11 protein-coding genes and 1 pseudogene are annotated in these 12,439 nt (G+C 74.3%); 5 read left to right on the forward strand and 7 right to left on the reverse strand.

Going from position 1 to position 12,439, the window contains the following annotated elements:
- From AB0399_RS38775 to mraZ, 4 genes and pseudogenes are all read right to left on the reverse strand, one after another.
- Nucleotides 1-374, reverse strand: a pseudogene (locus AB0399_RS38775) (translation initiation factor IF-2); the annotation flags it as partial.
- Nucleotides 375-378: 4 nt separating this feature from the next.
- Nucleotides 379-1,077, reverse strand: coding sequence for a hypothetical protein (locus AB0399_RS38780; RefSeq protein WP_366414480.1), 699 nt, complete (start codon nt 1,075-1,077; stop codon nt 379-381).
- A complete protein-coding gene (rsmH, locus tag AB0399_RS38785; RefSeq protein WP_329370425.1) occupies nt 1,074-2,042 on the reverse strand; it encodes a 16S rRNA (cytosine(1402)-N(4))-methyltransferase RsmH in 969 nt (322 codons plus the stop codon). Before rsmH ends, AB0399_RS38780 begins: the two co-directional genes overlap by 4 nt.
- Nucleotides 2,043-2,380: 338 nt before the next feature.
- On the reverse strand, nt 2,381-2,821 hold the full coding sequence (gene mraZ, locus AB0399_RS38790) for a division/cell wall cluster transcriptional repressor MraZ (RefSeq protein ID WP_329370424.1): 441 nt from the start codon (nt 2,819-2,821) through the stop codon (nt 2,381-2,383).
- A 198-nt stretch (nt 2,822-3,019) separates the two neighbouring features.
- On the opposite strand from mraZ, the gene AB0399_RS38795 reads away from it, so the two are divergent.
- The 4 genes from AB0399_RS38795 to AB0399_RS38810 all read left to right on the forward strand — a co-directional run bounded on the left by AB0399_RS38795 (nt 3,020) and on the right by AB0399_RS38810 (nt 8,841).
- A complete protein-coding gene (locus AB0399_RS38795; RefSeq protein ID WP_366414481.1) occupies nt 3,020-3,574 on the forward strand; it encodes a carbonic anhydrase in 555 nt (184 codons plus the stop codon).
- A 151-nt stretch (nt 3,575-3,725) separates the two neighbouring features.
- Nucleotides 3,726-4,769, forward strand: a complete 1,044-nt coding sequence (locus tag AB0399_RS38800; protein ID WP_328462983.1) for a MoxR family ATPase — start codon at nt 3,726-3,728, stop codon at nt 4,767-4,769.
- Nucleotides 4,769-6,445, forward strand: a complete 1,677-nt coding sequence (locus tag AB0399_RS38805; RefSeq protein ID WP_366414482.1) for a DUF58 domain-containing protein — start codon at nt 4,769-4,771, stop codon at nt 6,443-6,445. The genes AB0399_RS38800 and AB0399_RS38805 overlap by 1 nt, the downstream gene beginning before the upstream one ends.
- On the forward strand, nt 6,442-8,841 hold the full coding sequence (locus AB0399_RS38810; RefSeq protein ID WP_366414483.1) for a DUF3488 and transglutaminase-like domain-containing protein: 2,400 nt from the start codon (nt 6,442-6,444) through the stop codon (nt 8,839-8,841). Before AB0399_RS38805 ends, AB0399_RS38810 begins: the two co-directional genes overlap by 4 nt.
- A gap of 216 nt (nt 8,842-9,057) precedes the next feature.
- Here the strand turns inward: AB0399_RS38810 and AB0399_RS38815 are convergent, their stop codons facing one another.
- The 3 genes from AB0399_RS38815 to AB0399_RS38825 form a co-directional block, all read right to left on the reverse strand.
- The gene (locus tag AB0399_RS38815; RefSeq protein ID WP_328462988.1) at nt 9,058-9,492 is read right to left on the reverse strand and encodes a DUF3040 domain-containing protein; all 435 of its coding nucleotides are present in this window, start codon (nt 9,490-9,492) and stop codon (nt 9,058-9,060) included.
- A gap of 269 nt (nt 9,493-9,761) precedes the next feature.
- Nucleotides 9,762-10,544 carry a methyltransferase gene (locus AB0399_RS38820; RefSeq protein ID WP_329370416.1) on the reverse strand — a complete coding sequence of 261 codons (783 nt, stop codon included), beginning with the start codon at nt 10,542-10,544 and terminating at the stop codon, nt 9,762-9,764.
- A 68-nt stretch (nt 10,545-10,612) separates the two neighbouring features.
- Nucleotides 10,613-11,095: an SAV_6107 family HEPN domain-containing protein gene (locus tag AB0399_RS38825; protein WP_329374377.1), complete on the reverse strand. Its 483-nt coding sequence runs from the start codon at nt 11,093-11,095 to the stop codon at nt 10,613-10,615.
- 220 nt (nt 11,096-11,315) lie between these two features.
- Here AB0399_RS38825 and AB0399_RS38830 point away from each other — a divergent pair, with 220 nt between their 5' ends.
- Nucleotides 11,316-11,939, forward strand: a complete 624-nt coding sequence (locus AB0399_RS38830; RefSeq protein ID WP_329370414.1) for a helix-turn-helix domain-containing protein — start codon at nt 11,316-11,318, stop codon at nt 11,937-11,939.
- Nucleotides 11,940-12,439 lie beyond the last annotated feature (500 nt).

Consider the following 12,439-nt stretch of genomic DNA (forward strand, 5'->3'; position numbering starts at 1 on the left):
ACCGCCCGGGGGCCGCCCGGCTGCGGGGGCCGCAGGCGGGGTGAACGGCCGGCGGGGCGCGGCGGGCGGGCGCGACGGGGGCCGGGGGCGCCCGAGCCGCCGGAGCCGCCCGCACCGCCGGGACGCGGTACGCGCGGGGCGCGGGGCCGGCCGCCGTCCGCGGGGTCGGCGTCGGGGCGGGGCGCGGTGGGGCGGGCGGTGCGGCGGGCCTGCGGGCGCGGCGCCGAGCCGTCCCGGCCCCCGCCGTACCGGGCGTCGCGTGCCGCGCCGGCGTCCCTGCCCCCTTCCCGGCTCGCACCGCCGGCGCCGCCGGAGGAGGACGGCCGCCGGGGGCCGTCGCCGCGCGGGCGGTCTGCGTCGTCGCGAGGGGTCACGCGCTCACCTGCCGGGGGTCGGGGTCGTCGTGGAGGTCGAGGACGTGGTGGACGTCGTCGAGGTCGGGCCGCTGGTGGAAGTGGTCGACGCGGAGGTGGTCGACCGCGTGGTCCGCGACGAGGTGCCGTTCACCGGCGCGGTGCCCGTCGGGGTGCCGGCCTCGCCCGGGTCCGCCGTCCCCGCCGGGTTCGCGGCCGTCCCCACCGGATTCGTGCCGGACGCGGTGGACGAGGTGGACGGGGTGGCCGGCATCGTCGTGGGCGGCTGCGCGGTCGTCGTCGGCGGGGGCGCGGGCGGGGCGGTCGCGGGCGAAGGCGAGCCCTGCACCTTGCCGTTCGGGTCGAGGAAGGCCGGGTCGCCGCCGGGCACCATGCCCAGCTCGCGGGCCCGCTGCTCCAGCGAGTCCGGCGCCGAGTAGCCGTCGACCTCCTGCTGGAGCTGCTGCTGCTGGTCGGTGTAGTGGGTCGTCTGGTCCTGGAGCTTGTCGAGCTTGAACGAGTCCCGGTTCAGGGCCGCGTTGAGCATCAGCAGCGAGATGAGTCCCCCGGCGAGCAGCGTCACGACCAGAACGACGAACGGGGTGCGCCGCGCGGTTGCGGACCGCCCGGCGCCCAGCCGCGCGCCCAGGGCGCTGCCGCGCACCGCGTCACGTACGGTGCCGCGGCCCGTGCGTCGCCCGTCGCGTCCCGCGCCGCCGCTCATCGCACGTCCTCCCGGATGCGCTCCGCACCGCGCAGCCGGGCCGGCGCGGCCCGGCGGTTCTCGGCGATCTCGTCCTCGCCCGGCAGTTCGGCGCCGCGGGTGAGCAGCTTCAGCCGGGGCTGGTACTGCTCGGGCACCACTGGCAGGCCCGGCGGCGCGGAGTGCGCGGCACCGGCCGCGAAGACCTGCTTGACCAGCCGGTCCTCCAGCGAGTGGTACGACAGCACGGCGATCCGGCCGCCCACCGCCAGCGCGGCCACCGCCGCGGGAACGGCCCGCTCCAGCACCGACAGCTCGCCGTTGACCTCGATCCGCAGCGCCTGGAAGGTGCGCTTCGCCGGGTTCCCGCCGGTCCGCTTGGCGGCCTGCGGCAGCGCCTGCCGAATCACGTCGACCAGCCGCGCGCTGCCGCTGAACGGCTCCCGCTCGCGCTCGCGCACCACCGCGTCCACGATCTTGCGGGCGAACTTCTCCTCGCCGTACGCCCGCAGGATGCGCACCAGCTCACCGGGCGGATAGGTGTTCAGCACCTCCGCGGCGCTGATCCCGGTGGACTGGTCCATCCGCATGTCCAGCGGCGCGTCCTGGGAGTAGGCGAAGCCGCGGTCGGCCTCGTCCAGCTGCATCGAGGACACCCCGAGGTCGAAGAGCACGCCCTGCACCCGCGGCACCCGCAGCCGCTCCAGCACGTCGGGCAGTTCGTCGTACACCGCGTGCACGAGAGTGGCGCGCTCCCCGAACGGCGCCAGCCGCTCCCCGGCGAGCTTCAGCGCGGCCGGGTCGCGGTCCACCGCGATCAACCGGCAGGCGGGGAAGGTGGTCAGCAGCGCCTCGCTGTGCCCGCCGAGCCCCAGCGTGGCGTCGACCACGACGGCACCGGGCAGCGCGAGCGCGGGGGCCAGCAGGTCGAGGCAGCGCCGCAGCATCACCGGGATGTGCCGCGGGGACGGGGACGGGTTGCTCATGTGGCCCTTATCGAACGGTAGGGACGGCGTCGCACGGTCGGGAACGGCGTCGAACGGTGGGGACGGTCGTACGGGGTCGTACGGGGTCGTACGGGTCGGGTCGGCGGTCCGGCGGTCCGGCGAAGGAACGTCGCCTGCCAGACAAGCACGACGGACACGCTACGGCCGGCAGCGGCTCGGTGGACGCGGAACCTGGTCCCCGCCCGCTCGGGAGAAACGTTCCCCTGGCACCGGGGAAGTGGTGCCAGCGGAGCCGGGGAGCGGGAGGAGGCCGGGCCGCGCGTCCGCACCGGGGTGGGACGAAGTGGTGCGCGCCCCTCGTCGGGGCGGGGCCGCGCTCACAGTAATCCGGTCGGAACCTCCTGTGACAGGGCCGAAAAGGTGTCTTCCTGGTCTGCCAGATACCGCTCCCACGCCTCCGCCGACCAGATCTCCACCCGGGTGTTCGCGCCGATCACCGCGCACTCCCGGACCAGGCCCGCGTAGTCCCGCAGCGGCTGCGGGACCGTCACCCGGCCCTGCTTGTCCGGCACTTCGTCATGCGCACCGGCGAACAGCACCCGCAGGTAGTCACGGGCGGCCTTGGAGGTGAGCGGCGCGGTGGACAGCTGCTCGGTGGCGGCCCGGAAGCCCTCCACCGGCCATACGTACAGGCAGCGCTCCTGCCCGCGGGTGATCACCAGTCCGTCGGCGAGCTGCTCGCGGAACCGGGACGGCAGCACCAGCCGGTTCTTGTCGTCCAGCCGCGGGGTGTACGTCCCGAGGAATCCCAGGAACACGGCACACCTCCCGCAGACGGCACCACTTCGCGCCACTTTACTCCACCATGCCCCACCGTCAACGGCGGCCGCGCCCGGGCGCGCCCCTCCGTACGCCTCGTGCGCCCCTCCGTACGCCCGGGCACACTCCCCGGCACGCGGCCCTGCGGGGGCGGGCGCGCCGATGCGGTCCCGGCAGGCTCGGATACCGTCATAGACATGTCGATACATGCCAGCGCCCCCGCGAATCCCCCCGCCCCCGAAGACCCGGGCGCCGACGCTTCCGTGACCGACCGGCTGGTCACCGCCAACCAGCGCTACGCCGAACAGTTCACCGACCCCGGCATGGGCGCCGCCCCCGTCCTGAGGGTGGCGGTCGTCGCCTGCATGGACGCCCGCCTCGACCTCCACAAGGCGCTCGGCCTGGAGTTGGGCGACTGCCACACCATCCGCAACGCCGGCGGTGTGGTCACCGACGACACCATCCGGTCCCTTGCCATCAGCCAGCGCGCGCTGGGTACACGCTCCGTCGTACTCATCCACCACACCAACTGCGGCATGCAGACCATCACCGAGGACTTCCGCACCGATCTGGAACACGAGGTCGGCCAGCGGCCCACCTGGGCGGTCGAGGCGTTCACCGACATCGACCAGGACGTGCGGCAGTCCATGGCCCGGGTGCGGACCTCCCCGTTCCTGGCCCACACCGGCGACGTGCGCGGCTTCGTCTTCGACGTGCACACCGGCCTGCTGCGGGAAATCACGAACAAGTAACGGCAGGCGAGTGACGCGGCCCTCCCCGTAAGGGAAGAATGCACCGTGCGGCACGTCTCGCCTCCGGCGGGCGTTGCGCAATCGGGGAGGGCCGCGGTCCAGGGACGACCGAGACCCTGGGGCCCCAATGGAACAGGCCGAGGAGTACCGGGTGACGACCTTTGACGCTCGAGCGGAACTGAGCGATCTGACCACGACCGCGGAGCGGGTGCGCCGGAGCGTGGAGAACGTGATCGAGGGCAAGCCCGAGGTCGTACGCATCGCACTGACCGTTCTGCTGGCGGAGGGGCATCTGCTGATCGAGGACGTGCCGGGCGTGGGCAAGACCATGCTGTCCAAGGCGCTGGCGCGGTCGATCGACTGCTCCGTACGGCGTATCCAGTTCACTCCCGACCTGCTGCCGTCGGACATCACCGGCGTGAGCGTCTTCGACCAGCAGCAGCGGGACTTCGAGTTCAAACCCGGGGCGATCTTCGCGCAGATCGTGGTCGGCGACGAGATCAACCGCGCCTCGCCGAAGACGCAGTCGGCACTGCTGGAGTCGATGGAGGAGCGCCAGGTCACCGTCGACGGCACCACCTACGAACTGCCCAGCCCCTTCATGGTGATCGCCACCCAGAACCCGGTGGAGATGGAGGGCACCTATCCGCTGCCGGAGGCGCAGCGGGACCGTTTCACCGCCCGGGTGTCGATCGGCTACCCGAGCCCGGAGGCGGAGCTGAAGATGCTCGACGTGCACGGCGGGGTCTCCCCGCTGGACGACCTCCAACCGGTCGCGCACGCGCACGACATCGTGAAGCTGATCGAGGCGGTCCGGCAGGTGCACGTCGCCGACCCGATCCGCCGCTACGCGGTCGCCCTCGTCGGCGCCACCCGCAGCCACCCCGACCTCCGGCTGGGCGCCTCCCCGCGCGCCACGCTGCACCTGGTGCGGGCCGCCCGCGCCTCCGCGGCCCTGGACGGCCGTGAGTACGTCCTGCCGGACGACGTGCAGGCGCTGGCGTCCTCGGTCCTCGCGCACCGGCTGCTGCCGACCGCGCAGGCACAGCTCAACCGGCGTACGCCGGAGCAGGTGGTGACCGAGATCGTGCAGCGGGTGCCGGTGCCCGATCCGGCGGCCGGCAACGGCGCCGGGGCCTGGCCGCAGCGGCCGGGCGGGCGACCCCAGGGCACGCCGGACGCGCGGGGCCTGTGATGGGTTCGCCCGCCACCCCGCCTCCCCCGCCGGGCTCCCGCCCACCGGGGCGGGCACCGTCCGCGGGCCCGTACGGCGACGGCCCCTACGGCGTCGGGCCCTACGGTGACGGCCCGTACGGCGACAGTCCCTACGGCTCCGGGCACCGGTCTCCGGGACGGCACGGTGCCGGACAGCACGGCGCCGGACCGGACAGCGCCGGGCCGTACGGCGGGTCCCAGGCGACCGGGCCCTACGCGGCCCCCCGGCCCCCGGGCGTCCCGCCGGTCGGGCCCTCGTCCGACGACGAGCGGCCGACCGGCGGTTTCCGCCGGGCGCTGGGCGGACTGACCACCCGCGGCCGGTCGTTCGTCGCCGCCGGGGTCGCCGCCGCCGCCTGTTCGTACGTCCTGGGCCAGTCCGACCTGCTGCGGGTCGGGCTGCTGCTGGCCGCGCTGCCGCTGGTGTGCGTGGCCGTGCTCTACCGCACCCGCTACCGGGTGGCCGGCAGCCGGCGGCTGGCGCCCTCCCGGGTGCCGGCGATGTCCGAGGCGCGGGTGCACCTGCGGGTGGACAACGTCTCGCGGATGCCCACCGGCCTGCTGATGCTCCAGGACCGGGTGCCCTACGTCCTCGGGCCGCGGCCCCGGTTCGTGCTGGACCGGGTGGAGCCCGGCGGCCACCGCGAGGTGTCCTACCGGGTCCGCTCCGACCTGCGCGGCCGCTACCCGCTGGGCCCGCTGCAACTGCGGCTGACCGACCCGTTCGGGATGGTCGAACTGACCCGCTCGTTCAGCGCGTTCGACACCCTCACCGTGGTGCCCAAGGTCGAGCCGCTGCCGCCGGTGCGGCTGGCCGGCGAGTCCTCCGGATACGGCGAGAGCCGCACCCGCGCGCTGTCGCTGGCCGGCGACGACGACGTCATCCCGCGCGGCTACCGGCACGGCGACGACCTGCGCCGGGTGCACTGGCGGTCCACCGCGAAGTACGGCGAGCTGATGGTGCGCCGGGAAGAACAGCCGAACCGGGCGCGCTGCACCGTGCTGCTCGACACCCGCAGGGACGCCTACTTCGGCGCCGGCCCCGACTCCGCCTTCGAGTGGGCGGTGTCCGGCGCCGCGTCGGTGACCACCCACATGCTGGAGCGCGGCTTCGCGGTGCGGCTGCTCACCGACACCGGCAGCAGCGTGCCGGGCCCCGAGGGCACCTCCGGCTACGGCGGCGACTCCAGCGACATGGCCGGGCTGCTGCTGGACACCCTCGCGGTGGTCGACCACTCCGACGGCGACACCCTGGCGGCCGCGTACGACGTGCTGCGGTCGGCCAACGAGGGCCTGCTGGTGGGGTTCTTCGGCGACCTCTACCAGGAGCAGGCGGCCACCATCGCGCGGATGCGGCAACGGGCCGGCGGCGCCGTGGCGTTCGTGCTGGACAGCGACGACTGGCTGGCCCGCGAGCTGGGCGCCCGGCCCGGCCCGGAACTGTCCGCGGTGCAGCCCGGCGTCGACGGCGCGGAGCCGGACAGCACCGAACGCGCGGTGCGGATGCTGCGCGAGGCGGGATGGAACGTGGTGGAGGTGCAGCCGGGCGCCGCGTTGCCGGAACTGTGGCAGCAGGCGGACCGTTACCGGTCACGCGAGGAGACGCAAGCGGCGCAGGCGCACCAGGCGCCGCGCGGAGCGGGGGCGGCGGGATGAGCGGACGCGCACGGCTCACGGTGTGCGCGGTGGTGGCCTCCTTGCTGGCCGCCGCCGCGTTGCTGCCGCTGACCGACGACAGCGGGTGGTTCGCCAAGGCGATCCTGCTGGTCCTCTTCCAGTCCGCGGTGGGCGCGGCGTGCCGGCGGATACCGCTGGCCAGGCCGCTGACGGTGCTGGTCCAGGCGGTGCTGTCGCTGGTCGTGCTGACGGTGATGTTCTCCTCCCAGCAGGCCCTGGGCGGCGTGCTGCCGGGCCCGCAGGCCCTCCAGCAGCTGGGCCAGGTGGTCCAGCAGGGCATCACCGACGTCTCGAACTACTCGATCCCCGCGCCGGTGACCCCCGGCATCAGAATCCTGCTGATCGGCGGCGTGACCCTCGTCGCGCTCGCCGTCGACGCGATGGCGGTCACCTACAACAGCGCGGCCCCGGCCGGGTTGCCACTGCTCGCGCTGTACTCCGTCGCCGCCGGCCTGGACAGCGGCAGCGCCGCCTGGCTGTACTTCCTGCTGGCCGCGGCCGGCTACCTCCTGCTGCTGCTCGCCGAGGGCCGGGACCGGATGTCCCGCTGGGGCCGGGTGTTCAGCAGCCCGCCGCCGCGCAACGCCTGGGGCGGCGGCCAGGCCGGCCAGGCCAAGCCCACACCGGTGCGCGGCGCCCGCCGGATCGGGGCGATGGCGCTGGGTATCGCGCTGATCGCGCCCGCCGCGCTGCCCTCGCTCGGCGGCGGCCTGCTGGACGCCTCCGGCCACGGCGGCGGCAGCGGCATCGGCGGCCGAGGCGGCGGCTCGGTCAACCTGATCGCCGCCCTCCAGGACAACCTGAACCAGCCGAGCAACAGCGAGGTGCTCACCTACACCACCAACGCCAAACCCGCCGCGGGCATGTACCTGCGGATCGCGGCGCTGGACAAGTTCGACGGCACGCAGTGGTCGCCGTCGAACCTGCCGACCGAGGCCCTCCCGGACGCGCTGCCGCGCCCCCAGGGCATGGCGGCGGACGTGAAGTACACCACCGCCACCACCCAGGTGCGGGTCGACGACAGCTACGTGCAGGGCATGCTGCCGGTGCCGTTCCCCGCGACGAGCGTGCGGACCACGGGCGACTGGAAGTACCAGCCCGAGGGCCGGATGATCGTCGGCGCGCACGGCCAGACCGCGGCCGGCCAGCGCTACACCGTCGCCAGCATGCAGGTCGAGCCGACCGCCGCCCAGCTCGCCGCGGCCCCCGAGGCCACCGGGCGGATCGCCAAGCAGTACGAGCAGGTGCCCGGCTCGCTGCCGTCGATCGTCAAGCAGACCGCGCTGCGCGAGACCAGGGGCGCCACCAGCGACTACCAGAAGGCCGTCGACCTCCAGAACTACTTCACCTCCGGCCAGTTCGTGTACAACACGCAGGCCAAGGCGGGCACCGGGGTCGACGCGATCGCCCGGTTCCTTCAGACGAAGGAGGGCTTCTGCGTCCACTTCGCCTTCACCATGGCGGCGATGGCCCGCACCCTGCACATCCCGGCCCGGGTCGCGATCGGCTTCACCCCCGGCGCGCCCGAGGCCAACGCCGACGGGGTGATGTCGGTGGGGCTGAAGGACGCGCACGCCTGGCCCGAGCTGTACTTCGAGGGGATCGGCTGGACCCGGTTCGAGCCGACGCCGTACCGCGGCAGCGCGCCCGACTACACCGTGGCCCCCTCCCCCACCGGTGACCCCAACCAGCAGGACCTCGCGCCGCACACCTCGGCGCCCGCCACGACCGGCACGCCCGCTCCGACGCAGAGCTGCGACCAGGGCGACGCGACATCGGGCAGTGACTGCTCGCAGGCCGCGCTGCCCGCGAGCAGCGGCTCCGGCGGCGGCTTCGGCGGCGGCCGGGCGGCGCTGGTCGTGCTGGCCGCACTGATCGTGCTGCTGCTGCTCACCGCCCCGCTGACGTGGCGCTCGCGGGTCCGCAGACACCGGCTCGGCGGCGGGGACCGGCCCGAGGGGCTCGCGCTGTCCGCGTGGCGGGAGGTCGTCGACACCGGGTGGGACTACGGCATCCCGCCGGACGACTCGGAAACCCCCCGCCGGGCCATGGCCCGGCTGGTGCGGGACGGCCACCTGGAGGGTGAGTCGGCGCAGTCCGCCGCCAAGCTCGCCACGGCCGTGGAGCAGACCCTCTACGCCGCGCAGCCCCGGCCGGTCCCCGGGCTCTCGGAGGACGTCCAGCGTGTCCGCCGGGGCCTGAAGGCCGGGACGAACCGGCGCGGGCGGCTGCGGGCGGCTCTGCTGCCGCGTTCGGCGGCCCGGATCGGATGGGCGCTGTCCGCCCGCTGGACGGCGCTCGCCTCGCGCACCCGGGCCACCGGGCAGCGGCTCACGGCGCCGCTGCGCAGGAGGGCGGCCCGGGAGGTGTCGTAGGGGCGCACGCCGGAGCCGATCGGAGACGTGAGAAAGGGCGCGGCCCCCACCGGGGGGCGCGCCCTTCTTACGTTGTGCGTACGGTCGTGCGTGGTGCGGCTTACGGTCCTACGTCTTACGTCTGCGCCTTACGGTCCTGGGTCCTGCGGTCGTGAGCGGTGCGACCGAGGTGCGGCCGGACTGCCGGGCTGTCGGGCCGCCGGCCGTTGCCGGCCGCTACTGGCCCTGCTGCTGGTCGCGGCGGCGCTGCCACCGCTCCTCGATGCGGTCCATGACCTTGCCGCGGCGCTGCTGGCGACGGCGGGCCCCGAAACGGCGACCGATGTGCCCGGGGACCGCGGTGGGCCCGGGAGGTCCGGGCGGCCCGGCCTCGGGCGGACGGTTGGCGCGACGCCAACCGGTGACCGCGAGCACGGCACACGCCAGCATCACCAGGAAGCCGACCACACCGATCCAGGACTGTTGCGCGATCATGCCGCCCATGAGCAGCCCGATCCCGCACAGGAAACCGAGCACGGCCAGGTAGACCCGACGACGGGTGAACGCGCGCACTCCGTTTCCCTCAAGCGCCGACGCGAACTTGGGATCTTCGGCGTACAGCGCTCGCTCCATTTGCTCGAGCATGCGCTGCTCGTGCTCCGAGAGCGGCACGGAGACCTCCTACTCGTCGGTCGCGCGGGGCCGCGACCGGTCCGACCCTTTCAGGATAGGCGGGATTCCCCTCCGTGAAACCCACCCCACTGCGCCAATCCGACGGGGCACTTCTTCCCCGCCGAGCGTCACGTCATGCCAGCATACGGTGAGGAATGACGCCGCGGGCGGGCCTGTGACCGACTCCGCGGCCCGGTCCGGTGCGCGCTGCCCCCGGTCGGGCCGGGGCCGCGGCCGGGCTCCGCCCGGGAGTACCCCCGCGGGGCGGGTCAGTCGCGCTCGGCGAGGACGTGGAGCTGGGTGGCGACGGAGTGGAACCCGGGCTCCTCGGCCGCCGCCAGCTCCAGCCGCAGCAGCGCCTCCGCGGCGCCGGGCTCGGTGTCGACCAGCACCCCGGGCACGAGGTCGGCGAAGACCCGTACACCGTGCACGGAAGCCGTGCGCAGGCCCGCGTCGGTGACCAGGCGGGTCAGGTCGTCGGCGGTGAAGCGGCGGGGCAGGGAGTCTGCCGCGCCGTATCGGCCGTCCGGGTCAAGGAGCGCCTGCTGGGCCTCGCCGAAGTGCCCGGCGAGCGCACGGGCCAGCACGGCGCCGCCGCGCCCGGCGGCGAGCAGGCTCAGCGAGCCGGCCGGGCGGAGGGCCTCCACCACGTTCCGCACGCCTTCGGCGGGGTCGTCGACGTACTCCAGCACGCCGTGGCAGAGCACCATGTCGTATCCGCCGGGGCGGATCACGCCGAGCAGGCCGTGGACGTCGCCCTGGACGCCGGTGACCCGGTCGGTGACGCCGGCCTCGGCCGCCCGCCGCTCCAGGGCGAACAGCGCGTCCGGGCTCGGGTCGACGACGGTGACGCGGTGGCCGAGCCGGGCCACGGGCACCGCGAAGTTGCCGGTGCCGCCGCCGGTGTCGAGGACGTCGAGCGCCGGCCGGTCCGAGGACTTGGCGCGCCGCTCCAGGGCGCCCTGGAGCACCTCCCACACCACGGCGGTACGAAGGCTGGCACGGGGTCGGATCGGGTCCACCCCTCCTGGACGGGACCCTGCACGGGACATGGCGGGCGGCTCTCCTCGCGGTGGTGCTGGCTGCGTGACCGACGGCGTCGGCCGTCGCACCCCCAACTCTAAGGTGTGCCGCCGGGCGCGGGCCGGAGCAGAAGCATGCGTTCCACCAGGCGCAGGAACATGGCGGCGGAGCGCAGCAGGTCGTCGGCGTCGCGCGGGCCGGCGGCGCCGGCTATGCCCGCGTCGGCCCGCGCCCGGCGCTCGGCGCCGGCCGCGAACAGGGCGCTCCACTCGGCCAGTTCGGGCGCGACCTCGGGCAGCACCTCCCACACGCTGCGGATGCGGCCGCGCTTGCGGGGGTTGGGCTCGGGGCGGCCGCGCACCGCGAGCACGGCGGCGGCGGTGCGCAGCGCGGCCAGGTGGGCCGTCGCGTACCGCTCGTGCGGGGGTTCGAGGAGGGCTGCCTCCTGAAGTCCGATGTGTGCCTGGGTGAGCAGGTCGAGCGCGCCGGGGGACGCGGCGGCGCGGCGCAGCACGGGGTGGATGTCGGCGGGAGCGCCTGGACCGGCCGGGGCGCCGAAGCCCCCGGGTGTCGCGGACAGCGCGGGCACGGGCGGGGTCGGCGGCACGAACGGCATCGCGGGAACGGCCATGGCGAACCTCCTGGTCTCCGTTGCTTCCTCATCGGCTTCCCATCATCGACGCCACCACTGACAATCGGCTCTGACCTGCGCGAACCCCACGTGCTACGCGCGTATCCCGGGCCATGCCGCCGTGATGCGGTGGAAACACGGCCGTCACGGTGCGGGCAGAATCAGGGCCATGACCACCGCACGACGCCAGGCCACCCGGCAGAAGCTGTTCGAGGCCGCCGTCACCCTCATCGCCGAGCAGGGCTTCTCCGCCACCACGGTCGACGAGATCGCCGAGCGCGCCGGGGTCGCCAAGGGGACCGTCTACTACAACTTCGCCAGCAAGAACGTGCTGTTCGAGGAGCTGCTGCGGCACGGCGTCGGGTTGCTGACGGTGTCGCTGCGGCGGGCCGCGGACGAGACGGCGGCGCGCGGCGGCAGCCGGGTCGACGCGCTGGACGCGATGATCCGCTCGGGGCTCGCCTTCATCGCCCGCTACCCGTCCTTCACGCAGCTGTACGTCGCGGAGCTGTGGCGGACCAACCGCACCTGGCAGGACACGCTCATGACCGTCCGGCAGGAAGCGGTCGCCGTGGTCGAGAAGGTGCTGGGGGAGGCGATGGAACGCGGCGAGGTGAGTGGCGAGATCGATGTGCCGCTGACCGCGTCCGCGCTCTTCGGGATGGTGCTGGTCGCTGCGCTCGACTGGCAGGCGTTCCAGCCCGAGCGCAGCCTCGACGACGTCCACGAGGCGCTGTCGCGGTTGCTCCAGGGGCGGGTGGGCGGCGCCGCGGCCCACCGCTGTGCTCGGTGATCCGCGGGCCATCCCCCGTTGCGGTCGGTGCCCGCGTGCTCGTTTCCGCCGCCCCGTGTCGGCGGGTCCGGGCCGCGCCCCTTCCGCACCCCCTACTCTTCCGGCTGCGCCGGGCCTCGCCATCCGTACAGCTACTCATCCCATTACCTAGGTAGGCCCCTCCGTCCTGCCCCTTTCCCCCGTCCCGGGACCATACGTCCCCCTATGGCCGGTCGCGCCGTTCTCCCCCAGAGCTTCGCCTGGGAGGTACCCCCACGCGCCCCTGGTTGCGCTCGGCTCCTCCGTGAAAAGAAGCTCGCTTCTTCCTTCCCGCCCGGGTGTGCTTGCTTCTCTCGGGCTTTGGCCGGGCCGGACTGCCGTCCAGGCTGCTGCTGCGGATGTTTGCCGGATCTTCTGCGGCTTGACGGCTGGTCGCGCAGTTCCCCGCGCCCCTTCGTTGTGGCTGTTCGCCGCGGGGACAGCGCACCTCAACCACGTCACCCCACTCCGTACGAAGGTCG

The sequence above is a fragment of the Streptomyces sp. NPDC088194 genome (assembly GCF_040702025.1).
In the GTDB taxonomy this organism is placed as follows: domain Bacteria; phylum Actinomycetota; class Actinomycetes; order Streptomycetales; family Streptomycetaceae; genus Actinacidiphila.

Bases quoted from the DNA above. Each gene is read 5' to 3' on its own strand.
- AB0399_RS38810 (WP_366414483.1), top strand. From the start codon at position 6,442: ATGAGCGGACGCGCACGGCTCACGGTGTGCGCGGTGGTGGCCTCCTTG.
- AB0399_RS38805 (WP_366414482.1), top strand. From the start codon at position 4,769: ATGGGTTCGCCCGCCACCCCGCCTCCCCCGCCGGGCTCCCGCCCACCG.
- rsmH (WP_329370425.1), bottom strand. From the start codon at position 2,042: ATGAGCAACCCGTCCCCGTCCCCGCGGCACATCCCGGTGATGCTGCGG.
- AB0399_RS38830 (WP_329370414.1), top strand. From the start codon at position 11,316: ATGACCACCGCACGACGCCAGGCCACCCGGCAGAAGCTGTTCGAGGCC.
- AB0399_RS38795 (WP_366414481.1), top strand. From the start codon at position 3,020: ATGTCGATACATGCCAGCGCCCCCGCGAATCCCCCCGCCCCCGAAGAC.
- AB0399_RS38780 (WP_366414480.1), bottom strand. From the start codon at position 1,077: ATGAGCGGCGGCGCGGGACGCGACGGGCGACGCACGGGCCGCGGCACC.
- AB0399_RS38820 (WP_329370416.1), bottom strand. From the start codon at position 10,544: ATGTCCCGTGCAGGGTCCCGTCCAGGAGGGGTGGACCCGATCCGACCC.